The sequence below is a fragment of the Nocardia sp. NBC_01388 genome, assembly GCF_045040085.1.
Lineage (GTDB): Bacteria > Actinomycetota > Actinomycetes > Mycobacteriales > Mycobacteriaceae > Nocardia.
This window is the reverse complement of record NZ_CP109553.1, coordinates 2,551,993-2,575,388: the sequence shown is the minus strand read 5'-3', so window position 1 is coordinate 2,575,388 and position 23,396 is coordinate 2,551,993. Positions and strand designations below refer to the sequence as shown.

At 64.2% G+C, this 23,396-nt stretch carries 20 protein-coding genes; 12 read left to right on the top strand and 8 right to left on the bottom strand.

What is annotated here, in order from left to right; translation table 11 throughout:
* The first annotated feature begins 9 nt into the window (after window positions 1-9).
* Window positions 10-1,056, top strand: coding sequence for an acyl-CoA dehydrogenase family protein (locus OG716_RS12545; RefSeq protein ID WP_405137810.1), 1,047 nt, complete (start codon window positions 10-12; stop codon window positions 1,054-1,056).
* A gap of 192 nt (window positions 1,057-1,248) precedes the next feature.
* On the opposite strand, the gene OG716_RS12540 is transcribed toward OG716_RS12545, so the two are convergent.
* Complete coding sequence (locus OG716_RS12540; RefSeq protein ID WP_405137809.1) at window positions 1,249-1,776, bottom strand: hypothetical protein; 528 nt, start codon at window positions 1,774-1,776, stop codon at window positions 1,249-1,251.
* A gap of 1 nt (window position 1,777) precedes the next feature.
* The gene (locus OG716_RS12535) at window positions 1,778-2,470 is read right to left on the bottom strand and encodes a helix-turn-helix domain-containing protein (protein ID WP_405137808.1); all 693 of its coding nucleotides are present in this window, start codon (window positions 2,468-2,470) and stop codon (window positions 1,778-1,780) included.
* A gap of 118 nt (window positions 2,471-2,588) precedes the next feature.
* Between OG716_RS12535 and OG716_RS12530 the strand changes: the two genes are divergently transcribed.
* A complete protein-coding gene (locus tag OG716_RS12530; RefSeq protein WP_405137807.1) occupies window positions 2,589-3,125 on the top strand; it encodes an SEFIR domain-containing protein in 537 nt (178 codons plus the stop codon).
* A gap of 279 nt (window positions 3,126-3,404) precedes the next feature.
* On the opposite strand, the gene OG716_RS12525 is transcribed toward OG716_RS12530, so the two are convergent.
* Window positions 3,405-5,723 carry an NB-ARC domain-containing protein gene (locus tag OG716_RS12525; protein WP_405137806.1) on the bottom strand — a complete coding sequence of 773 codons (2,319 nt, stop codon included), beginning with the start codon at window positions 5,721-5,723 and terminating at the stop codon, window positions 3,405-3,407.
* Between the two features lie 129 nt (window positions 5,724-5,852).
* Here OG716_RS12525 and OG716_RS12520 point away from each other — a divergent pair, with 129 nt between their 5' ends.
* The 10 genes from OG716_RS12520 (at window position 5,853) to OG716_RS12475 (ending at window position 17,141) form a co-directional block, all read left to right on the top strand.
* Window positions 5,853-6,176: a hypothetical protein gene (locus OG716_RS12520; protein ID WP_405137805.1), complete on the top strand. Its 324-nt coding sequence runs from the start codon at window positions 5,853-5,855 to the stop codon at window positions 6,174-6,176.
* A gap of 27 nt (window positions 6,177-6,203) precedes the next feature.
* Window positions 6,204-6,596, top strand: coding sequence for a hypothetical protein (locus OG716_RS12515; RefSeq protein WP_405137804.1), 393 nt, complete (start codon window positions 6,204-6,206; stop codon window positions 6,594-6,596).
* Window positions 6,597-6,617: 21 nt separating this feature from the next.
* Window positions 6,618-7,514: a tetratricopeptide repeat protein gene (locus tag OG716_RS12510; RefSeq protein WP_405137803.1), complete on the top strand. Its 897-nt coding sequence runs from the start codon at window positions 6,618-6,620 to the stop codon at window positions 7,512-7,514.
* A 198-nt stretch (window positions 7,515-7,712) separates the two neighbouring features.
* The gene (locus tag OG716_RS12505; protein ID WP_405137802.1) at window positions 7,713-8,720 is read left to right on the top strand and encodes an SEFIR domain-containing protein; all 1,008 of its coding nucleotides are present in this window, start codon (window positions 7,713-7,715) and stop codon (window positions 8,718-8,720) included.
* A gap of 132 nt (window positions 8,721-8,852) precedes the next feature.
* The gene (locus OG716_RS12500) at window positions 8,853-9,725 is read left to right on the top strand and encodes a DUF1707 domain-containing protein (protein ID WP_405137801.1); all 873 of its coding nucleotides are present in this window, start codon (window positions 8,853-8,855) and stop codon (window positions 9,723-9,725) included.
* Between the two features lie 227 nt (window positions 9,726-9,952).
* A complete protein-coding gene (locus OG716_RS12495; protein ID WP_405137800.1) occupies window positions 9,953-10,720 on the top strand; it encodes a SecDF P1 head subdomain-containing protein in 768 nt (255 codons plus the stop codon).
* A 334-nt stretch (window positions 10,721-11,054) separates the two neighbouring features.
* Window positions 11,055-12,050: a TolB family protein gene (locus tag OG716_RS12490; RefSeq protein WP_405137799.1), complete on the top strand. Its 996-nt coding sequence runs from the start codon at window positions 11,055-11,057 to the stop codon at window positions 12,048-12,050.
* A gap of 61 nt (window positions 12,051-12,111) precedes the next feature.
* On the top strand, window positions 12,112-15,315 hold the full coding sequence (locus OG716_RS12485; protein ID WP_405137798.1) for a CHAT domain-containing protein: 3,204 nt from the start codon (window positions 12,112-12,114) through the stop codon (window positions 15,313-15,315).
* 543 nt (window positions 15,316-15,858) lie between these two features.
* The gene (locus OG716_RS12480; protein ID WP_405137797.1) at window positions 15,859-16,524 is read left to right on the top strand and encodes an RNA polymerase sigma factor; all 666 of its coding nucleotides are present in this window, start codon (window positions 15,859-15,861) and stop codon (window positions 16,522-16,524) included.
* Window positions 16,521-17,141 (top strand): hypothetical protein, encoded by a 621-nt coding sequence (locus OG716_RS12475; protein ID WP_405137796.1) that lies wholly within the window; start codon window positions 16,521-16,523, stop codon window positions 17,139-17,141. Before OG716_RS12480 ends, OG716_RS12475 begins: the two co-directional genes overlap by 4 nt.
* Window positions 17,142-17,377: 236 nt before the next feature.
* On the opposite strand, the gene OG716_RS12470 is transcribed toward OG716_RS12475, so the two are convergent.
* The 5 genes from OG716_RS12470 to OG716_RS12450 form a co-directional block, all read right to left on the bottom strand.
* Window positions 17,378-17,785 (bottom strand): hypothetical protein, encoded by a 408-nt coding sequence (locus OG716_RS12470; protein WP_405137795.1) that lies wholly within the window; start codon window positions 17,783-17,785, stop codon window positions 17,378-17,380.
* A gap of 356 nt (window positions 17,786-18,141) precedes the next feature.
* Complete coding sequence (locus OG716_RS12465) at window positions 18,142-19,317, bottom strand: amidohydrolase family protein (protein WP_405137794.1); 1,176 nt, start codon at window positions 19,315-19,317, stop codon at window positions 18,142-18,144.
* Window positions 19,318-19,378: 61 nt separating this feature from the next.
* Window positions 19,379-21,100 (bottom strand): class I adenylate-forming enzyme family protein, encoded by a 1,722-nt coding sequence (locus tag OG716_RS12460; RefSeq protein ID WP_405137793.1) that lies wholly within the window; start codon window positions 21,098-21,100, stop codon window positions 19,379-19,381.
* Window positions 21,101-21,125: 25 nt separating this feature from the next.
* Window positions 21,126-22,379 carry a MaoC family dehydratase N-terminal domain-containing protein gene (locus OG716_RS12455; RefSeq protein ID WP_405137792.1) on the bottom strand — a complete coding sequence of 418 codons (1,254 nt, stop codon included), beginning with the start codon at window positions 22,377-22,379 and terminating at the stop codon, window positions 21,126-21,128.
* A 12-nt stretch (window positions 22,380-22,391) separates the two neighbouring features.
* Complete coding sequence (locus tag OG716_RS12450) at window positions 22,392-23,375, bottom strand: MDR family oxidoreductase (protein WP_405137791.1); 984 nt, start codon at window positions 23,373-23,375, stop codon at window positions 22,392-22,394.
* Window positions 23,376-23,396 lie beyond the last annotated feature (21 nt).

The window sequence follows — 23,396 nt, the reverse complement described above, 5'->3', positions numbered from 1 at the left end:
TTGCGCGGAATGACCCGGGATGTCCTCGCACGAATCGGGCCGGCAGGGCGGGTCGAGCTGGAAGTGGCCGCCCACCAGGGTTGGCTCGGACTGGAGGTGCCGGAGGAATTCGACGGCGCCGGGGCCACCTTCGCCGAGACCGCCGTCGTTGCGCGGGAATGGGGCCGGGCGGTGGCGGCCGGCCCTTATCCGAGCGCCGCCCTCGCCGCTGGAGCCTGCCTGCTGCTCGCCCCCGATCCCGGCCGAGGTCTATTGTTGCGTGCCATCGCCGCGGGCGAGTCCACGGTTGCGGTCGCGTTCACCGCCGATGCCGATGCGTGCGGTCCTTTCGGGTCGCCGTTCGGTCTCCGGCGCTCCGGCGCCCACCTGATCCTCTCGGGCAGTGCGGAATTCGTGCTCGACGCACCTGCCGCGGATCAGCTGCTGCTGTTCGCCGCCGGCGACGACGGTCTTCCGGTCGTGGTATCGATGGTCGCGGAGGCCGCTGGCCTCTCTCGCACCGCACAGCCCGTGCTGGACCGAACCCGGGAATTCGGCCGAATAGTGGCCGAAGATCTCACGGTGCCCTCGACGTCGATCCACCGCTTCGCCGGTGACCCGATCGCCGCGGTGCGCCGACTGCACGATCGAGCCGCGATCACCATCGCCTGCGACAGCCTCGGCCTCAGCGAGGCCATGCTTGCCGCGACCGTCGCCTACGCTGGGACGCGCACCCAATTCGGCCGCCCGATCGGTTCCTTCCAAGCGGTCAAACACGCGTGCGCCGATATGCTCGTTCGGCTCACAGTCAGCCGGCACCTGGTCGATGCAGCGGTGCACCAGGTAGCCACGAACGCCCCGCACGCCGAGGTCGCCGTCGCCATGGCCAAATCCCACGCCTGCGCCGCCGCGGTCGACATCGCCGGTAAGGCAATGCAATTGCACGGCGGTTACGGCTACACCTGGGAAAGCGGCATCCACCGCTTCCTCGAGCGCGCAACCCTGAACCGCGCCCTCTACGGCACCCCGGCCGCACACCGCCGCCGCATCGCCGCCCGCTACCGGAATCTGGGTTAGTGCTCCGCCCTCCAGGGCTGGGGTGAAGGACAACGCGGGAAGCCCCGGCCGAGCGTGCCCCAAACGGGCTGCTCCTGAGCGCCGCGGCCTTCGGGGTCGCCGGTATCGGCAAGCGCGTCCAACGCTTGGAGCGCTTTGGCACATGCTTGTTGTGGTGAGGGTCTAGCGTGAATGTGTTGATCTGCAGTCCGGTCAGTGCGGAGGCAGCAGGCGTTGCCGCTCGGCCATCAGCAATTCGAATGTGTCTCGCACGTGCCGTACGTATGGGTCGCCGGGATGCCGCACCAGCGGTGGGATGGTGATGCCGTCGGCTTCGGCGGCCAGGACCACTTCGAACGAGGCGACATGTGCACAGAACTGTCGAAGTGGTTCCGGCAGATCGGATTCGGGCAGTAGGTCGGCGTGGTCCAGGATGAGGTCACGCATAGCGCGGTTCGCCGGCATCAGTACGTGGTCGCGCCACCTGCGCCATTCCGGATCGGGAGTGTCGAAGCGGCGCTGCGCCCGCGCCGGCAGCCGAGCGGCCCGAAGGGACTCCCACACCTGTTCATTCGCATCGACCAGTGCGCGCAGTGGTGCGTAGAGCTCCGTGAGCTGGCTGCTGACGTGCAGCAGCCGCGCCTGCCGCCGCTCCTGGAGAATCGCCCCACGTTGGGTCAGCACGAATGTCAGGGTCGCCACGAAAATGCTTGCCCCTGCGGCGATCACCGCTGTCAGCATCTCAAGTCTCCAACACCGTAATCGAGAGCACGATGCCGGCCGGGTTGGAGGTCGGAAAGTAGAGGTGGCCGTGCTGGTCCGCCATCTTGAAGTGCGCGACCGACGAACCGGCGAGCACGTGCGCTTTGCAGGCCACCGCAATGGATACCTCATGCCCTGCAGGCGTATCGGGAATCGGAGTGAGTCGCGGAGTGGAGATCTGCCCGACCCCTCCCAGCGCACCGATGCGTTTGAGGTAGCGCTCTGTCCAGTCGACGGTCCCCGCGTTCCGGATCCGCCAGACTTTGGTGAAGGTCTGCCCGGGTAGCAAGAGGGTCCCATCCGGGATGGTGATATCCGCAACCCATTCGGTCCGGTCACCCAGCAGCGGGTAGGTCGGCGCGGTCGCCGCCGGTAGGCGATCACTCGAGTGACGCTTCTGCTCGCGCTGTTCGTACCGCAGGTCCTCGTAGTGCGCATTGAGCAGATTGTTCGCGTCCAATGCCGCATCCCACACCTGAACCAGCGTCTCACTCGGCAGGTGCTGGCCACGCTCGGCCTGACCGATGGTCGTCGCCGAACAGCCGGCCGCCTCGGCCATCTCGCCCACGGAGAATCCCTTGAGATGGCGGAGCTGCCGCAGTTGCGCCCCGAAGCGCTGCTTGGCGTTCACCGGCGCCGGCAGTGGCTTCTCCGGCCGTCCTCTACCGGGCATGGCATCCACCTCGAGTCCTGGAATTGATTACCGTTCGCCTCATAATTGCGTGGTGACACAGACTCTTCCGTAGTCGGCCGAGCGGAATCGGCGTGATGGGACAGGGAGAGGCAATGTGATGTCCACCGTCAACCGGGTGCCGCGAGTATTCGTGTCCTATACCCACGACAGCCGCGAGCACCGGGAAATGGTCCTGCAGTTCGCGCAATTCCTCACCGAGACTTGCGGTTTCGATGTGAACATCGATTTCTGGGATCTCGATCGACGGCGAAACTGGTACCAGTGGGCAATGGAACAGATCACTATGGCCGACTACGTGCTGGTGATCGCCTCGCCGGTGTGCAAGATCGTCGGCGACGGCCGTTGCGGCAACGAGAGCAACCGGGGCATGCAGTCGGAGATCACGCTTCTGATGGAGTTGCTGCACAGTGACCGGGAGGTGTGGCAGCGCAGGCTGCTCCCCGTCGTGCTGCCTGGCCGGTCGGCTGCGGAGATTCCCTTGTTCCTGCAACCGCGCACTGCGGATCACTATGTGGTGCAGGACTTTACGATCACCGGCGCGGAGGATCTGTTGCGCACGATCACCGCGCAGGTCCGATACCACCGACCGGCGATGAATCCGGCGGTGGTCCGGCTGCAACCGAGGGGGGTGTGACATAGATCGATGCTAAGGGCGGTGGTAGCCGGTGCGGACGTTGTGACCGTGCAGTGCTTTTCAGTGCTTTCCAGAGGTCGCACTCGAGCGACCTGCCATATGGCTCGATGGGATGACACAGGAAGGAGCGAGGCATGGCCGAGGTTTGCCCGCAGTGTAAGAGGAAGACCGGCATGGATATCGGTGAGAAGGATCGCCAGGGCTGGCAGAAGTATCAATGTCAGTTGTGCAAATTCGAGTGGAAGGCGCCCGCACCGTAGTTGCTCGCCGGGCACCGAATCAATGATCGGTGCCCGGCAGCAATGCCATCCGCGCACGAATCTCGGCTTGCCGTCGGCTGTCACGCAAGGTGGTGTAACCGGAAAGGGCTCTGTTCCAATACATTCGGGCCGCCGGCCAGCTGGACTCGGCCGCGGCGATCTCACCCAGCCCCTCGTATCCACGGGTCTCCTCGAGCAGGCTGCCCGACCGGGAGGCAAGTTCGGCTGCACGCGAGAACATCTCGTCCGCATGTCGAAGAGCGTCGAGCCCCTGGTAGGCGCGTCCGAGCACGTTGTAGGCCATCGCCTCGTCGAACTGGAGTTGCTCGGCGCGGAAGACCTCCAGTGCCCGGAGCACCATCGGTACTGCCGCCTCGCACCGGTTCATAGCGATTTCTATCGTGGCGGTATCGCGCAGCAGGATGGCCACGTTCCGGGGCTTTCCATGGGCGGTCAAATACGCGAGCGCATCGATACTTTTACGCCGCGCTTCCGCCAACTCGCCCCGCAGGAACTGTGCCCAGGCTTCGTGCGCCAGCGCAATGTGCTCTCCGTAGGCGTCGCCGATCTTCCCGAACAGAATTCGAGCTCGCTGGTAGAGCGCTGACGCCGCCTCGGTGTCCCCGCCCGACAGCTCGGCGAGTCCGAGATTGTTGCAGGTCACCGCCTCGGCATAAATGTCACCCGCGCGCTCGGCGGCCTCCAGCGCCCACCGATGGGTTCGAATCCACAGGTTGATGTCGTGGGTGATGAAGGCGAACTCCCGCACGGTGAAGGCCAACTGCCAGCACTGCTCGTCGCGCCCGCGCTCGAATGCCATCTGCGCGGCGGCCAGCAGATTGTCACGGTCCGCGGTCAGTTGCGCCAGGGCGTGGCGGTACTCGCGCATCGGGTACGCCGTGTTCTGCACCGACGGAGCCATGCTCGCGCGGTGTCTGTCGGGTGTGAGCAGGCGGTCTGCCGCATCGGCGGTAGAGAGGTAGTGATCGACCATCCGATCGCAGACCCGTGCGCGTTCTTCCGGGGCAAGCACGGCTTCGGCTCGCTGTTGTGCGAAAGACTTGATGAGATCGTGGAATTCGTATCGTCCGGCCTTCGGAGCCGCGAGCAGATTGACCTCGATGAGGTGCCGCACCGCACGGCGGGCGGCGGCGCGGTCGATATCGGATATGGCGGCAGCCGCCGCGATATCGAAGTCGGAACCACAGTGCAGTCCGAGCGCGGTGAAGGTCCGGGCGTGCTCCGGCGTCAATCGGGCCACCGAGCATTCGAACAGATCCTGCAGATCGCGGTCCCCGTCATGGAACATCTCGATCCCGACGGTGTCGTCCTCGGTCGGCCACGGTTCCGTATGCACGAACGCGGCGGCGATCCTGATCGCGACCGGCAGGCCGTGGCACCGGCGCGTCATCGCGGCGACCTGTTCCTCGGAGGGGCGACGAACGTCGGGCAGATCCGTGATGAACTCGCGCACCAGTGCCGCCGAATCGAACTGTGACAGTGGACCTATCGGTATCCGATGAGCATCGTCGAGCCCGTTGAGGTTGCTACGGCTGGTGAGCAGCACCCGGCTGGCTCCCTCCGCAGGAAGCAGCGGCCGGATGTGCGCGGCATCGAGTACGTTGTCCAGCACCAGCAGCAGGCATCTGTCGCGCAACATCTCGCGCAGCGCGGCGAGGCGCTCATCCTGCCGTGTCGGAACGGACTCGGGCGGCGCGTCGAGTTGGCGCAGGAGCTTGTCCGCGGCTTCTGCTGCGGACATGACGGGGGTGGCGGCGTAGCCGTGCAGGTCCAGGAATAGGCACCCCTCGGGAAACGACTTCTCCAGACTACGGGCCGCCCGCACAGCCAGCGCGGTCTTGCCCACGCCGCCGACGCCCGACAGCACGCACACGGTGCTCGGGCCGGCATCCGCGGACTCCGGCGCAGTCAGCAGGTCTATGACCTGCTCGAGCTCCGCTTCCCTGCCGCGTAGTTGCCTTGTGTCCCTGGGTAATTCGGTGGCGTAGGAGCCGCGTGACGGTCGTGCCGAGCCTTGGTCGCGCCGGGTCCGGCGTGCGATCTCCACCTCGTCGCGCAGGGTGAGCAACTGGCCGATCGCGAGCCCGTCGAGATGCAGCTCGAAGAGCATCGCTTCCAACGCCGCCGAGGACGGCAGGGTCGTCCCCTTGAGATAGGCGTACACACTGCCCATCGAGATACTCAGCTGCTTGGCTAAATTCGCCCGCTTCACGAAGCCGTGCTGCTTTTCGGCGTGCAACACAGCCTGATTCAACGTGGTGACGAAGTGCTCCAGGGCCGCATCCGGATCGGCGGCTTTTCGCTGCGAGCTGGTCATCGTCACCTCCGCAGTCCCTGTGACGGCATCGTGCAGTGTATTCAAGCCCTTTCCAGATGTCCAGGAAAGCCCGTGCCGCCCGTGATGCAGTTGTGCACAACAACATTCCCGATCGGAAAAGAAGTCACCATGAAGCGCATCGTGATCGCCGCTGCCGCATTGGTAACCGGCGCACTACTCGCCTGCGGCTGCTCCAGTTCGCCGCACAATTCCGGGACCACCGCGAGCCCCGCGGTGAGCGCCGCCGTGCAGACCGCCGACGGAGGCGACACGACCTGCAAGGATTTCATCGCCGCCGCGAAAACACGCAAGGAAACGATCATCGAGAACTACTTGCGCAGCACCGGCCAGAGCACGAACCGCACCTCGATCACTGCGACCCGGTTGTCCGCAGAAGCGTTCTGCCGCACCAGCGGTAAGAACAAGCTCGTCCGCGACATCACCACCGGCTGAGTCTCGGATCGCGTTCAGGAGTTCACGATGGAAGCCTTTATTGTTCTGGTCGGAATCATTTTCGTCACTGCGCTGGTGATCTCGTTCTTTCTCAGCGCTGGCGCCAGGAAGCAGATCGACACCTATGTAGAGGCGCCACACAATCATGTCATCGACCTGGTGCAAGATCATTTCGGATCGGTGTGGTGGCGCGCCGTAGACGGCCCGGGGGATATGAACTATCGGGCCAGGGGATTCGGCATGAGTTCGGTGGGCAGCGCGAAACCCGTCATCTCGGTTTCGGTCACCGCGCTGGACAACGGGAGGGTCAGCGTCGCTGCCTGGATGTCGTCGTGGTCGCAGCGAATGGGAATCGTGGGGTGCTGCGACCGCGTCTACTTCAAGCGGCGCAGTCTGATTCAGAAGATCGAAGCGCTGTAACGAAACAAGGCAGGAAGTCTCATGGATCCACAGTCTGAACATGAAGCACTGCAACGTGACTGGAAGTCGGCAGCGCTGAACTACCTCGACAGCGGCGACGGATTTCAAGCACACATCACCGCGAAGGAAGCGACCCGCGAACATCCCGGGGACGCGGAAGCGTGGTACATCCGTGCTCAGGCCTCCCTCGAACTCGACAAGGCCGGTGATGCCCTGTTCGAGATCAACGAGGCAATCCGATTGAACGCCGAGGATCCTCGGTTCCACGGCGCGCTCGGCGACATCCACTGCGGCGCTGAGGATTGGCTCCGCGCACGGGCGGCGTACGAGCGCGCCCAAGCCCTCGATCCGGGTAGCCCGCTCTATGCGATCGGGATCGCGAACACCTACGCCGGCAACAATCTGGAACTGGCGATTCCCATCTACGAGAAGGCGGTTCGGGACTACCCGAACGTCCCCTACTTCAGGGAGAACCTGGCCGGCGCACTTTTGGACTCGATAACGGAACAGTGGAGCGAATTCGCCGACGGCAGCCGCAGCATCACCAACGAGGCCCAACTCGAGCTCTCCCGGCAGGTGCTGAAGCGGATCGAGAATCTCGATCTGCGCGCTGACGAGTTCGCCGAGGTGCGCACCCACATCGCGGAGATACGCCGTCTGGTCGACCGTGCTGCGCAGGTGAAGTGGTACGGGTCGGACCACATTGTGGCGTACCTGGTCGCGAGCGGGGCCGGTCTGCTGACCTTCTTCATCGCGCTGGGGTCGGGGAGTGGGGGTCTGGCGGTGCTCGCTCTCCTTGCGACTGCCGCCGTTGTCACCGGTTATGTTCTGCGCCATCGCATGCCGGACTGGAAATGGACCCAGCGCTCGGTTTCGCAGAGCGTCCGCCGGACCGGCCTACAGGCTCCCGGTCGATAGCAGGAGACCAGATCTCTGATAACACAGTCGAATTCGACCTTCGAAACTGCGACTAATCGGATAATTCAGACCGGGGTGGATAATGACAGGCTCCAAACGCTCACCTCGAGCGTAGGCTGCCTGCGAGACGGCAAATATTTGGCGTTCAGGACGGGCATGATGGTTGTCGGAGAACAAGTTTCGTACGGTTCCAGCACGGTGTCACCACGCGTATTCATTACCTATTCGCACGATTCGGACGAACATAAGAGTCTGGTCCGCGAATTCGCGAACTTCCTACGCGTGGAGGCGGGAATCGACGTTCATCTGGATCAGTGGTACGACAATCAGCGCCGCGACTGGTCGAGTTGGGCGATCGAGCAACTGACACGAGCAGACTTCGTCCTGGTCATCGCCTCGCCCGACTACCAAAGCCGCGCAGATGGATTGGCGCAGTCGCACGAGGGCCGCGGCGCCCAGTTCGAGACCGCGATCCTCCGCAACGACATGACCAGAAACCTGAACGAGCAGACTCGCCGAATCCTCCCGGTGGTGCTCCCGGGGCGATCCATCGATGAGATCCCGATGTTTCTGATGGCTTACTCCGCCACCCACTATGTGATCAGCGAATTCACTCTTGCGGGGATAGCGGATCTGCGCGTCGCGCTCACCGGCCAGGGGGAGCATCCCATGCCGGAACTCGGAGAGTTCGTTGGCTCCCCGTTCGCCGAAACATTCACTGCCACAACGATTGCGGTGCCGGTCCGCCGTAAGGCGCGGCTGCTGACAACGGTGCTCGAGCCGGTGAAACGCGGGCCTGACCTGATATTCGGCGGCGCTGATCTCGATGCCGAGCACTACGGCAACAGCATCGTGCATCGCTGCGCGGTCCTGTGCGGAGATCCTCGCAGCGCCGTCGAGTACAACCTCGGCCGCAGGTACCGCGAGTTCGAGACCATGGTCGGCGTTCTCGACGATGCGGCGGACGCCGGCCAGATCGGATACTTCCAGGTATTCCTCGACAATGAACCGCAGAAACACGTAGTGACGACTCACGGTTCGCCGATCCGCATCCATTACGACGTCACCCGCGTACTTCGGCTCCGACTGGTCGCCTATCGGCCGGATACCATCGGGAACCCGATGCTGGGGGGAGTCTTGTCGGCTGTGGGCAGGTCGAGTCGGCTACCCGAACTCGCCTGGGGCGACCCGACTCTGTTCGTGTGAACAGGGTCGTTCGGTCTCTTCTCGGAGCGCCTCAGAAGGTATTGCTACACAACGCAATAACTGATATAGCCGGTGAAAACCGCACGGACACTATAAAACTCGATACCAACAATACGAAGTTAGGCTCCGGGCATGGACGAGAACCTCCAACCCCGCATTGGGACCGCTGAACGTGAGCGTGCGTTCGAGCTGCTCAGAAGACACCTCTCCGCAGATCGAATCGCCATCGCCGAATTCGACGAACGGTCGGCGCGCATCCACGCCGCCACCACGCAGTCGCAGCTCGACTCCGTCTTCGGTGACCTGCCCCCGCTTTCGGATGGCCCCAGCCGCTGGAGACGGTACGCGGCGCCTGCCGCGTTCGGTGGTGCGCTACTGCTCCTGGCCGCCACCATCACAATCATCACGCTGTACGAATCGCGGCCGCAGGCAACTCGGACGGTCATCGTCACCACTGTTGTCGCGCCCACAGCGAGCCTCGCCACCACGACGGTGGCATCGTCAACCACGGCCGCGTCGTCCACCACCGCTGCGGCGTCGTCGTCGTCCAGTCGCTCCTCGATAACCCCCACCAGCCCGATATCAGGCACGCCCATCGTCGGCGTGCAGTACCTCATGGACTTCAAGAAACTTGACGGCGCAACGTATCTCAACTTCGACACCGGCCCGGCTGCCGTATCCGGCACCACCTTTACCCGCTCGGTCATGATCGACCCGCAAGGACACCACCTCGCGTTTGTCGAATACGATCTCGCCCGCAAATACTCTCACCTGGACGGCACCCTCGGTGTCCGCGACGACGCGACTCCTAGTGGGATGTCCATGCAATTCCAGATCTACGCGGACGGCGTCGTGACAACCGATACCGCGGTCAAGATCGGAGACTCGGTCCCGGTCCACCTCGACCTGGATCATCCTCTCCGCCTCCGGCTTCAGGTGACCAACCTCAACCCCGGAGGCGACGCCTACGCCATCTTCGGCGACCTCCGAGCGACTCCCAATTGATCCGGCGCGGGCGTTCCACGCGAGGTGTCCCCGCTGTTGTCTGCGCAGTGGCGACGGTGACACTGGGGTTGATCGGGTGCAGCCCCAGTCATCAGGACTCCGCGCAGACGCAGACCCCGAGTCCGTCGAGCACGCAGCGCCCCGACTGCACGAGGTGCACCTCCCGAATTACATACACGTACGCGACTCTCGCGGGTGCACCACCGACCTCTGCGCAGCTGGAACAGATGAAGCAGACAATCGACGACCGGCTGAACCTCACCAACACCGGCGCTCGGATAGGTATCGAGGGGGCCTCGATCGTGCTCACACTCGACGAGATCGACACCGACGGGGTCCGCACGCTCGGCCAGGTGTCGACGTTACGAATCCGCCCGGTATTGCATGTGATCGGTCAGTCGCCGGGTGGACCGTCGCAAGGTGGGTCGGCCGGCCCGACCGCTTCGGCCACATCCGTACTGCCGAGAGCGACGTCAGCCCCGAACACCGACACCGTCGCCGAGGCAAAAGCCTTGCGGCAGAGCACCGATCCCGATACGCAGGTGCGTGCCATCACCACGTTGGACTGTTCGGCACCGGACCCGCTGGACGGTCAGGATGATCCCACTCGCCCACTGGTCGCATGCTCGACCAACGGCTCTGAGCGATACGTGCTGGGGCCCAGTGTCATCGACGGAACCGGAATCGTCAGTGCAACGACATCGAGCGTCAACGATCGGCCGGTCATCCTCGTCACCTTCACCAGCGCCGCCGCGGACGTGTGGAGCCGCGCCACCAGCGACAACGTCGGCAGACAGCTGGCGTTCGTCGCGGACTCCGGCGTAATCAGCGCGCCGTTCATCCAGGAAGCGACGCCACCGGGGACCAGTACGACACAGATCTCGGGCCTGTTCACCGCACAACAAGGGACGGCCCTCGCTCGCCAGATGCAGAATTCCGGATCCGGCCTAGAACTGACCTCGACCGTCAAGATGACTGTCTCCCCGACCAAGTGAGGCACCACGGCAGGCCTCGCCGATGATTGCTGCAGAATCCTCCCATCTCCGTCGACGTCACATCAAGTATTCGAGCGACACATCCCAATCTTGAGGTGCCCACGTAGGCAGGTTCATTCCCTGCCGGAACCCAGCCGCCGTCCGGCACCTGAGCATCGAACTGCACCAATTCGGATAAGAAAGATGACTGACAGGTCTCCGTCCGGATCTGAATTCTGTTGGTGGAGTGAGGGGCTCGGCCTCCACGGCGTAAGGCGCAGCGGGCGCTCCCATCGGCCGTTTCGTATACGTAGCAACGCATCGCGTCACCTGCCCCATAAGGAAGTAGACAGAATTGCTCACCTCGGCCGCCCGACCACCGTCTTCTTCGCCCCGTGCTGTCAATCGTTTTAGTCTGGCGGCCGCTGTCCTGCTCGCATCCCTCGGATTAGCGACCGGCTGCTCGACTCCAGCACCGGAGCCCGGCACGGCAGGCCCTGCAAGTCATCATTTCGCAAACGGTCGTATCGTCTACGCCGCCGACTCGGGTACCACGTACACGTCGATCTTCTCCATTGGTACCGACGGCAGTGACGTCCAGCGGCTCACGGACAGCAGTGGCGACAACGGCACGGTGGCAGCCGCACTAGACGGCAGCAAGATCGCGTACATGCGCACCAGCGCAGACGACGCCTCCGGCCTCTACGTGTCGAACATCGATGGCACCAATCCGCAGCATGTGATCGGGAGGTCCCCCGACACCGAAGCCCCTGCCCTCTCTGCCGACGGGACGAAACTGGCATATGCCAGCGCTTCGTCGAGCGCCGACAGTTCGGCGTTCGACATTTTCGTGATGGATGTCGACGGGAGCAGGGTGCAGCAGCTCACTCGTACCGGAGACAGCGTCGGTGCCGCGTTCTCTCCGGATGGGTCGAAGCTCGTCTACAACCGGTTTGCGCATACTGCTGATCACAGACCGTTCGACATTTTCGTGATGGATGTCGACGGGAGCAGGGTGCAGCAGCTCACTCATACCGGAGACAGCGTCGGTGCCGCCTTCTCTCCGGACGGGACGAAGCTCGTGTTCTCCCGAGGCCAGTGGAATGCCAGCAGTTCCGACGTTTTCGTGATGAATGTTGACGGCAGCAACATGCAGCAACTTACTCATACCGGAGACAGCGGCGGTGCCGTCTTCTCTCCGGACGGAACCAGACTCGCCTTCATGCGTCGAGGTAGCGACGATTCCTACAACGTCTGCGTGATGGATGCCGATGGCAGTAACGTCAGAAGGCTCATCGCCACCGTCAACAAAGGGTTCAGTCGAGTGGCCTGGGGTGCGGTGCAGCACTGATCGACTTGCGGACCTCTCGGTGACGGAATGTTCAGCGTGGCAGAAGGTCTCGCCGATCTACGTGCGCTGTGACAGCACGGTTATCGTCACCGTAACTGCGCTCCCATCGCGGCAAAACCGCATTATCGAGGTTCACGAAAGGAAAACCCGCGTGAACGAAAACCCGCAACCGCTCAGGGGCAGCGATGCCTGGGACCGTTTGCTGCGCAACGACGCTCGTGACTCCTCGAGGCTGGCGGCGATCTGCATTGCAGCGCAGCCTTGGTGCCCGGAATCGCTGAACAAGGTGCGACGTGGCGGCTTTCCGGGCGGTCGCCCGTCCAAGCAAACGGTGCGTCGCGCTGCGGCCGCTCTGCTCGCACTCACCGACAATGCATCGGATCGGTATGGCCGCGCCCGACGAGCGATGGCGTATTTGTGCATACATCACCAGGCGCAAGAGTCGATCACCACAGGTTCGGGCCGCTCGGAGCTCGACGAGGCTGTTGCCGACGCACAGCATGCCCTCGAACTGGTCGCTGAGGTCCCGGACACAGCGATGAGACTCCTCATTGCCAGCACCGTGTGTACCGCGATGCGGAACACAGGAGCGCCGGCGCGTGGTGCGGCGGCGCTGAAGGCCGCGATCGACTCGGCGGAACTCATCACCGACGAGTGCGCGGGTGCGTTGTTGAACGCGGATGCACCGTTCCTGCTCGACAACCTCGGCGAACGCTCGGTGTTCCGCGCCCTGCGCACCCTTGCCAGGGCGTATCTCGATGCGGAAATGGTGCCGGAGGCGACGGCGACAATCGAGAAATTTGTTCATTGGGCCAGCGGATCGAAAGAACGGCTTCCTCTCCATTACGCACGCGCACTGGCTCTGCGAGCGCGAGTGGAACGGCGACGGCGCGACGTGGGTGCGTTCCTCAGCACCGAAGCCGAAATGAAGCGGTTGGCCGAATCCATGCCGGACAACACCGCGATCCACCGGCATTGGAATGTCCTTGCCGGCACCAATGCGGTTCGGTTGCGCGATGAGAGTCGCGGGTCAGAGCTGCGGCTCGAACGATTGCATTCACGTGTCATGTCCAGCCTGGGCTGGGATGTGTTCGCCGACAACACGATTCCTCCCGATCTCGTTGCGTTGCGCGAGTGCGTCCGCCGATTCCGCGCTGCTGGATCGAAAGAAGGACTGACATGGATCGGCAACATCACCTATGACATAGCCGCGGCGACGGTTCGTACGGGACGTGTCATCGATGACCCGGCGGTACATGACTACACGCTCGCGCTCCTCGGTGTCGTCGCCGACGCGTGGGCAGGGTTCGCGATCAACGGCATCTACTCGGTGACGTTCTCCCGTGCGAGGCTGCTGCTGCGGTCCGGAACTGTGCCGAACGCCGAATTGGAGGGCCAGCTCCTCGATGTGCACCGAGGAGCCCGGCGGGCGGAGCTGAGCTACAACGCGCTGGCCAACGCCGTCCGGTATGGGCGGGCGGGCAGTCCGCTGGTTCGTGCACGCCTTGATGAGCTCCTCGCTGATCCGGGCACGGTCGCCACCCTGACGCTCCATGCGAAGTTGAACGGACTGTCGGCCGAATGGTGGTGGCGCACAACATCGTCGGCATCGGATGTCTCGAACAAGGCGTCTGTCGAGACTTCGGCGCTGCAGGCTGTAGCGCTGCTTCGGCCCGCCGGTGTGAGCATCGACCCGGAGCGTGAGGCCATCGCGTGGAATGCCGCAGCCTGGTGTGCCTCCATCGAGGGTGACCGCGAGGCCCAGATGGCGCGCTTACTCAAGGCGGTGCGCTGTGTCGCCGAGCTGATGGTCACCATCGGGACCGACGCCGACCGACGGGAATTGGCGGACACGTTCGGGTATGTGTTCACCGCCGCGGCTGAACTGGCGGTCGATATCGGTGACCATCGAGCCGCCGATATCGTGATGGAAGCGGCCCGCCGCGACCGGGTCGGGCTGATCCTCGCCGAGCTCGCACGAAACCCCAATGTCGATGTCCGGATTCGGTCGACGGCCCTGGAGGTCAGCGCTTCGGCGATCGCGACTGCCGGCCAACCCGCAGCCGACGCCGGCGACGGCGATGACGGCGGCGCTCCTCCACCTGAGGATGTGGCCATACGTTCCGCAGTGGTGCGTGGCGATCGGGCCGACGCCCGGCGACACGCAAACGCTGTGCTGGGGCCGCTCGGTGCCCTGTGTGATCCCGGGCTCCTGGAGCAGGCACACCCGCAGTCGCTGCTGGCGGGCGATTCGCGTCACGGCGATGTTGCTGTGCTGCAACTGCTTCCAGCTTCGGCGCCGGCACTGGGCAGTCCGGATGCCGACACGGAAACGGTGAGAACGTTCCGCCGCCTCACCTGGATCGCGGCGGATGAAACCGACGCCCACGAGTACCTCGACGCCATCGAACTGCCGCGGACACTCACCACGCTGACACCTGGTGATCCGAGAGGGTTCACATGGGCCGCGGCCATCGCCAAAGCGTTGCTCCCTCCGTCGCTGCGCCGTCGGCTCGAGGACTCGTCGGCATCACCGCTGCGGCTGCTGATCGTTCCGACCGGGTTCTTCCATCTTTGTTTCGATACACTCCCCGTCGGCCGCGATCAGCACCTGGTCGATCGAGCGGTCGTGAGTTTGCACGGGTCCCTGACTGGCGCACTGGCCCTGGCTCGGATCGAGCAGACCCGCTCGCTGGCGCCGTCGGTAGCGGTGTACGACGAGGTCCGACTGCGTCATACGACCGCCGAGTATCGCGCGTTGCTCGCGAACATCCCCGGCGTCAGCCGGGTAGACCGCGCCGAGCACCTCGAGGCGGCACTCGGGGCAGGGCCCGTTCAACGAGTATCTTTCCTGGCGATGGGGGTTCACGGCACAAAGGACGAAACCGGTTGGGGCCAGGCCAAAGTACTGCCGGACGGCAGCACCATGACCGCCGCACAAATCTTGACGCTGGCGATACCGCGGCTTTGTGTCCTGGCGTCCTGCCACTCATCGATCACCACAGCTGACGGAGTCGAGCTGGGCGGGTTCCCGCTCGCGTTGATGCTGCGCGGCGCTACGACAGTGATCGGCGGCCTGTACGACATCGATGACGAAGCGACCGCGCAATTGATGACACGATTCTGGCAGAACCTCGCCGCCGGCGCTGCACCGATTCATGCATTGCGTGAGGCGAAGCTCGACTGGCTCGCCGAATTGCCCTCGCGCCGAAAGCACCCCGAGCTGTGGGCCGGCCTGGTCACCTACGGCAGTGTCAACGATTGACTCGGGTGCTGTCGGGGCTATTGCCCGGAATCCGAGTGCGCCGCGAACCATGTTGGGCCCGTGCAGGGCCCACATGATTCGACGGTACTCATGCCGCGCGTTGGGGCTTCGAGGTCAAGTGCCAACCGTCACAGTGCGGGCATTGATAGCCACGGCATTCGCGGCGGTTACTGAGCTCGCCTGCGAGGTTGGCTGCGTCGCGTCCGCGACGGATTGCTTTGAGCGCAAGTTTCACGTCCTTGCGTTCGCGCAGGCGGTTCTTTCCCGTCTCGGGACATACCGGCCAACGGTGACGTCGGCTGATTCCGGTGCGGCGGGCTTCGATGCGATAGGACATCTCGCTCCTGAACTCACGGGGCACCTGGCGGGAGCCCCTCTGGGAACAATGACCACCGCCGCCCGCTGAGCGTTCGCGCTCGGATCGAACGAATCTCGCCCGACTTCCTCCGACACATGCATAGCTATTCGTGACCTCGCTCGGCGAACACGCGAGACGTCCAGGAGGTCATCTATGGCGAATGCCGAACGAAAGGCTCGTGCAGCATGCCCGCGGAAGAGATACCGACAGAGGACCACGACCCCAACGGTCAACAGCCACCCCCACTTGCCGACGAGCACCCATACCTGGCCAGCGAGGAGCTAAAGGCACGGCGGTTCGGCGAGTACTTCGGGTGCACCATCGAGCAGGCTTTCGACTGGGTACTCGATCAAGCACTCAGGAGAACGAAGAACGCGGCCGATGCCGAGGACATCGCGCAGAAGTCGCTCCTGAAACTCTGGATCAGATGTTCCGGCGACCCGCTGACTGCGCGAACCGCCGAGGCGTATGTCCGTGGCACCGTGAACAACGTGTGTGCGACCCAGTGGAAAAAACAGCATCAGGAGCGTGAGCGAGCCGGCACCCGCGTCGGCTTCGACATCGCGATCGACCTCCACGGCGGCGGCGACGTCGAACCCACAGTGTTCGACGACGAAACGATCGCGTGGACCAACCAGGCGATTCCTCAACTGCCCCCACACCTGCGTGATGTCGTCGAACTGCTGTGGGACCCCGACGACGGTGGCTTCGACGCACGCACACTGAACGAAGTCGCACAAATACTCGGCATTCCTCGGGGGACCGCCGGACGGCGCTGGTTCGACGCTCGTAAGGAGCTTCGGGCCCTGCGAGAGCGATTCACCACCGAAACCAAGGACGACCCGAAATGAACGAGGACACCAACCACATGTCCGGCCACCACGACGCCAACAACCCGCCGGACCCATTCCTAGCGGCCCTCAGCCAGTACGACGAATCCTCCTCTGCCGATGAGGAAACGGCCGGCACACCCTATCTGGATCCTGCGCAGCGCGCCGCCGCACAGCGACGGGTCCTGGCGAACCTGGGATTCCGCAATCCGAACACCGAATTGTCGTTGTCCGACAACGAGATCGCAGACGTCATGGACGAGTGGTCGCTGCAGAACGTCCGCGGCGGCGAGGCTCCAACCGGTCGCGGCGACACCATCACCGTGGACATCGACCAGACCATCGTTCCGGCCGGCATGACCGACGATGAAGCTCGAACGCTGCAACTCGTCGTGACCGCCACTCCGGTCGACAACCACGAAACCCGCATCAGCGCACGAATCGCGCTGCCGGACAACCCCTCACCTGTTCAGGTAGTGGTAATCGCAACGGTGATCTTCGAAGGTAACCGCCCCGTTCGATTCCCACTCCAAGCGAAAAATGAAGGCACAGCGGACTTCCCCCTCTGGACACTTGCCGGCGGCGCCAGTATCCCTGCGTACGGGAGGATCACAGGCGCCCACATCGACATCGAGTAGTAGGTGCCGGTCATCCGGGAGGCGGTCAGCCACATTCGTCGATAGCGCTCGGCTCGCGCTCGTGGACATGACCCCAGGCTACGAGTCCTCCTTATCGACGGGGCTGCGCAATCGGAGTTGAACATGTGAAAGCTCTGCCCAGTGTGAGCAGAGCTTTCAGCAATCGGAGTCGTCGCCCGCCCGAAGTCAGCCACCGCGGTCGCGGTGGCTGACTTCGGCAACGGTCCTGGTACTGCTCAGCGCCGTTTGTCGCAGAACCAGTAGTACCCGTCGGTCTTGGCTGCGGTGTTCTTGTAGAAGGTGTCGCAATACCGCTGAACATCGATGCTGCCCAGACTGTTGACAGTGAATCCGACCCCTGCGGGAACCGAGAGGCTCCACTGGTTCCGGGCGCAGTACCAGTCGTACGGACCCGAGATCAGATTCTTTGTCGCATAGATCGACCCGTCGAGGCTATTGCGGCTGTAGCTGTACTGAACGCGGCAGGCATCGCTCAGATCGACGGTGTACCACTTGCCGGTCGAGGACAGTGCGTCGGGTTTCGGATCGGCGGCGGCCACCGATTCGAAACCGGCGGCGATCCCCGTGGACATTGCGGTTCCGAGCAGGACAGTCGCGGCGAACCGCTTGATGTTTGTGTTCATATCAGTGCAGACCCCAAGCGAAGTCCAACTGTTCGCGGCAGCCTGGCAATTACGACCCCAGCCGTGGTCCACTCAATTCTCGACGATGTGGTCCACGGTATCGGCGACGCGACCTGACCTTGGTTGGATTTCTGGGTGTTCCTCGGCTATCTCGACAGCTTGATTTTTGGCCGCTCATAATCGTGGAAGTGCTTCCAGTGCAAGATGATTTGCACTCATCACCGATCTGCGCGGGTGTCCGGGCTGGCAGAGCCTGACTGTTTGCCTTGCGCCCCTGTCGCGCAACCGCGCCCGAGGCGATCACCCGCCGTGAAGTGTGATCCCGGGAGTTGTCGCGGGGTTCGGCGCTGCCGGGTTCAGACGTTCAGGAGGCGGGCGAGGTTGCCGCCCATGATCAATTTCTGCTCCGGCAGTGAGAGGTCCTTGATCTCGTCGATGTAGCGGGCGGGTTCGGCCAGCCCTTCCGGGTGGGGATAGTCCGAGCCGAACAGGACGTGATCCGCCCCGATGAGGTGAGACAGTTCCACCAGGTCCTCTTCCCAGAAGGGGCTCACGTGGATCTTCTTGATCGCCTCGACCGGATCGCTCGGGAATCCCTGCGGGGCCTTCTTGTACACGGTGGCAAGGCTTTCGAGCAGGCCCGGCAGCCAGGCCGCGCCGTTCTCGATCACGGCGATCTTCAGGTCCGGGAAGCGGAACAGCGCACCGTGGCAGACCCAGGAGGCCATGGCATCGCGGATGGGCTGCCATTCGTTGATCATCTTGAAGGTATTGATCTGGAAAGGCAGCATTTCCCGATTGCCGCCGTCCCACTCGGACGAAAAGCGTGCGTAGCCGCTGTCGGAGGAGTGCATGGTGACCAGCACGTCGAGTTCGACCACGCGCTTCCAAAACGGGTCGAACTCCGGTACTGCGAACGAACGGGGACCGTGCAGCCCGGGTACCGGGGCGGGGCGGACCAGGATGGCCCGGGCACCGCGTTCGACGACCCATTCCAGTTCCTCGATGGCCTTGTCCACGATCGGCAGGCTGATCACCGGCACGGTGAAGATGCGATCGGCGTAATTGAACGACCAGGTTTCGTGCAGCCACTGGTTGAGCGAGTGCACGACCGCGTGGATGAGCTCCGGATCATCCTTCATACGCTCCTCGATAAGGCTCGCCAGGGTCGGGAACATCAGGGCCCGATCGATGTGCAGCTCGTTCATGAGTTCCAGGCGGGGCGCGGGTTCGCGGAAGGCCGGTGACGACGGGATCGGCTTGCCGAAGATGTCCCGGAGGCTTTTGCCCTCGGGATTGCCGTGTTTGAAGTACTCCTCCATCGCACCCGGTCGCGCGACCACATCGAAGGTGGGGTTGGGGATGTAGTTGCTGATCTGACCCCGGATCGCGATCTTGGTGCGCCCGTCGACCTCGACGTATTTGATCGCGTCGCGGTAGCGGTCCGGCAGGAACTTGGTCAGTGCCTCTTTGGTCTCGTAGAGGTGATTGTCGGCGTCGAACAGCTTGTACGGCAGGTCACGCTCGGCCATGGGATTCTCCTTGTCGATACTTCGGAACGGATCGTGTGGCCGGTGGAACGGCCGGGGATGCTCAGCTCTGTAGCCGCTGTGCGGCCAGGGCGCGCAGTTCGCTGGATTTGATCTTGGCGTTGCCGGTGAGCGCGAAATCGTCCTCGGCGAACGGCAATACGTGGCGCGGCACCTTGTAGCTGGCGAGCCGCTCGCGCAGGAAGGCGCGGATCTGCTCGCCGTCGAGCGCTACGCCGTCGTGCGCCACCACACAGGCGACGACCATCTCGCCGAGCGTGTCGTGCGGCACCCCGACCGTGCGCGCGAGCTTGACGCCCGGGTACGCGGCCAGGGCCTCGTCGACCTCCACGGGGGAGACGTTCGCGCCGCCGGTCTTGATGATGTCGGTCAGGCGGCCCACCCAGAACAGTCGCCCGGCCGCATCGAGGTAGCCGCCGTCACCGGTGCGGAAAAATCCTTCGGCGTCGAGGATTTCGTCGCGTGGGATCCCGAGGTAGCCGAGCATGAGCGTCGGTGACTTGACGCAGATCTCGCCGCTCTGACCGCGGGGCACCACCGCGCCCGTCACCGGGTCGGCGATCTTGATCGTCACACCGGGCAGTGGGACGCCATTGCTGCCGGCGTGTTCCTGCTCCGGTGTGTCAGCCGGGAATGAGGTTGTAATGGTGAAGGTTTCGGTATTGCCGTAGGCGTGGTTCGGCTCGGTCCAGTGCGAGGTGACAGTGGGATGCTGGGCGAACGGACTGCGGGCATCCACGAATCGCATACTGCTCAGGTCGGCACTGTCCCAGCCGGGAGCGCCCGCCAGCTGCTCCCACTGGTGCGGCCACGCGAACGGGAAGTTCACCCGCTCGGCCTGCATCAATTCCAGCGCCTCGGCGGGATCGAAAGTCGGTTGCAGCACAATGGATCCGCCGGCGGCCAAGGTCCCGCCCAGGGCCAGCGCGAAATTGCCGGACCAGAAGAACCCGTTGGCGGACCACCCTCGGACCTCGTCCTGCGAGGTGAAGCCGTACATGCGCCGGAACCGCCACATTTGGATGGCCACACCTCGATGGGCGCTGAGAATGCCCTTCGGGGTGCTCGTCGAACCCGAGGAGAAGAACAACACGGCGGGATCGCTCGGGCGCACCGTGGCAGCGGTCGCTTCGATCGACTCTGCGCGTTCGCCCGCACCACGGGCGAGGAAATCGGCCCACGTGTCGATAGCCGCGCCGGCGCCGCCCTCTCCGATGACGGCCAGATGGCGTAGGAACGGGTATCGCACCGAGCGCAGCGCGCCGGGCCGGGAGGTGGCGAGACCCGGCTCGAGTTCGATCAGCACCTGCGCGAAATCCCTTGCCAGCACCTGCCTTTCGAACAGCAGCACCGACACTGCGGAGGCCTGGAGCAGCTGGTCGAGTTCCGCCGGCGCGGAGAAGGTACTGAGGGTGACGGCCACACCCCCGGCCAGTGCGGTGCCGAATACCGCCGAGATCCACTCCGGCCGGTTGGTCATCAGCACTCCCACCCGACCGTCCTTGCCCAGCCCGGTCGCATGCAGTGCCCGGGCCACCTCGACCGACCGCTCCCACAGATCGGTATAGCTCCACCGCGTGGTGCCCGCGGGCGTGCGGGCCACCAGCGCCTCGCGGCCGCCGTACAGCTCGGTCACCTCCCGCAGGAAACCGGGTAGGGTGAGCGTCCCCAATCCGGGTTCGCGCTCCAGCGGTGGTCCGGAGAGAACCGAATCCTGTGGTACCGGAACTGCATTCGTCTCCGGAGCAATTACCTGGGCCGACATTGCTGCCTCTGTTCTTTCCGGGCCGCTAAAGCGGCAGTTCGACTTCGGCGGTGGAGTCCACCAGCACGCCGCCGTTCTGATCGGTGAGGCGCAGCTTGATCTCGACCACGGGCACGCCCCAGGTCGACAGCGCTTGTTTGCCGATGATCTCGGCATCGAAATAGGTCACATCGCCCTCGAAGGAGGGCAGCCGGAAGTCGGATTTGATATGGCGCACCAGACCGTCGCTGCCCGCCCAATAGGCCAGGTAGTCGGTGCACCACGCGCCCATGGTCGCGCCGTAGCCGTAGGAGCGCGCCATACCGACCTCATCGGCCTTCTCATTGTCGGTATGCCCGCGCGAGGGGCCGACGTACAGCCCGTCACGCTTGCGCGGATCGATCTTGGCGCCCTCCTCGTCGAACGCGAAACCCTCGATCCAGCCGGGATCCTGATACACCCACGGGTCCTCGACGCCCTGCGGCGCGACCCATTCGAAAGTGCCCCAGATGTTGAAAAGGAACGCTCGGTACTCGGTGGTGAAGCTGGCGATGCTGTGCGGGCCGATCACGCGGCGCGGCAGCGTATCCCCGACTTTCACCTCCTCGAACCGCGGAGAGATGCCCTGCCGGTTGGACAGCAGCCATTCGGTGCGCACGGCGTGCACCGCCTCGAGTTCCTCCGGCGTCCAGCGCTTGAGCTCCCCGGCTTGGTTCTCGTACATGCCGCGCTTACGGGCCTCCTCCGCGAGATATCGGATGGTTGTGGACCTTTCGCGGGCCACCAGGGTGCCGTGCTGATTGCGGTGCGTGGTGTCACCGCGCGAGAACAAGGTGGGACCGGCGAATTTCGTGTCCGACACCTTGTAGTCGTAGAAGCGGCGCTCCTGGAAGAGTTGGTCGCCGGGCCGCACCGGAGCGTCGTAGAACCACCACTCCTCACCGGCGAAGATCAGATGACTGCCCGGGATCCGCCCGACGCACGCGGGCGCGCAGCCGTGCCCGTAATCCAGTGCGACAGCCATGGATTGCGGCGCGACGAGCCCGCCATAGCGGGATTCGCGGGCGAACTGCTGATCCCAGTGCAGCGGATTCGGGTAGTCCATCGCCATGGCCCAGCGCCGGATATCGGAGGCGCTGCACGGTTCCCAGAGTTGGCCGCCGCCGACCGGCTGACCGACCCGCGGTTCGACATCGGACAGGTCGAGTTCGACGGTCGAGGCCGTCCTACTCGACGCCCGGCGGGGCTTGGCAGCTACGGGTTCGGCGGACTTCTCGGGTTTCGTGGTCTTCTTACTCACTGCGACTCCTGCTTATCGATTGACGTCGACGACGATGCGGCCGCGCACGGTGCCGTCCATGAGCCGGTGTGCGGCGTCGATCGTCTCGGCGAGAGCGACTTCCTGCGTAATCGACTCGAGCACTGCGGGTTTCAGATCAGCGGCCAGCCGGGACCAGGCATCGGTCCGGCGCTGACGGGGGGCTGTGACACTGTCGATTCCGAACAGGGTCACCCCGCGCAGAATGAACGGGGCGACGGTGCCCGCGAAATCCATGCCCTGGGCCAGACCGCAGGCAGCGACCGCACCGCCGTATCGGGTCTGGGCGCACGCATTGGCCAGGGTGTGACTACCCGCGGCGTCGACGACACCGGCCCAGCGTTCCTTCTGCAACGCCTTACCGGGCTCGGCGAGTTCGGCACGGTTCACCACCGTGGCAGCACCGAGCCCCTGCAGGTAGTCGATCTCGGAGGTCTTTCCGGTCGCCGCGGCGACGGTGAACCCGGCCGCGGCCAGCAGTGCGATGGCCACGCTGCCGACGCCACCGGTTGCCCCGGTGACCAGCACCTCGCCTTGCTCCGGTCGCACGCCGTGCGCCAGCAGCGCGTCGACGCACAGGGCGGCCGTATAACCGGCGGTGCCGATCGCCATCGCCTGGCGGGAGGTGAAGGCACCGGGCAGCGGTACCAGCCAGTCGCCGTCGAGGCGGGCTCGCTGTGCCAGTCCGCCCCAATGGCTTTCACCGACGCCCCAGCCGTTGAGCACCGTGCGATCGCCCGGTGACCAGTCCGCATGTGTGCTCTCGGTGACGACGCCGGCCAGGTCGATGCCCGGGATCATCGGGAACTTGCGGACGATCGGCGACTTGCCGGTAATGGCCAGGGCGTCCTTGTAATTGAGCGTGGAGTATTCCACCTCGAGGGCGACGGTCCCGTCCGGCAGTTGTGCCTCGTCCACGCTGGTCAGCGAAACCGATTGCCCGGCTTCGCCTTTCTCGATGAGAAGTGCGGAAAACATGTGGAGAATTCCTTCCTGAGT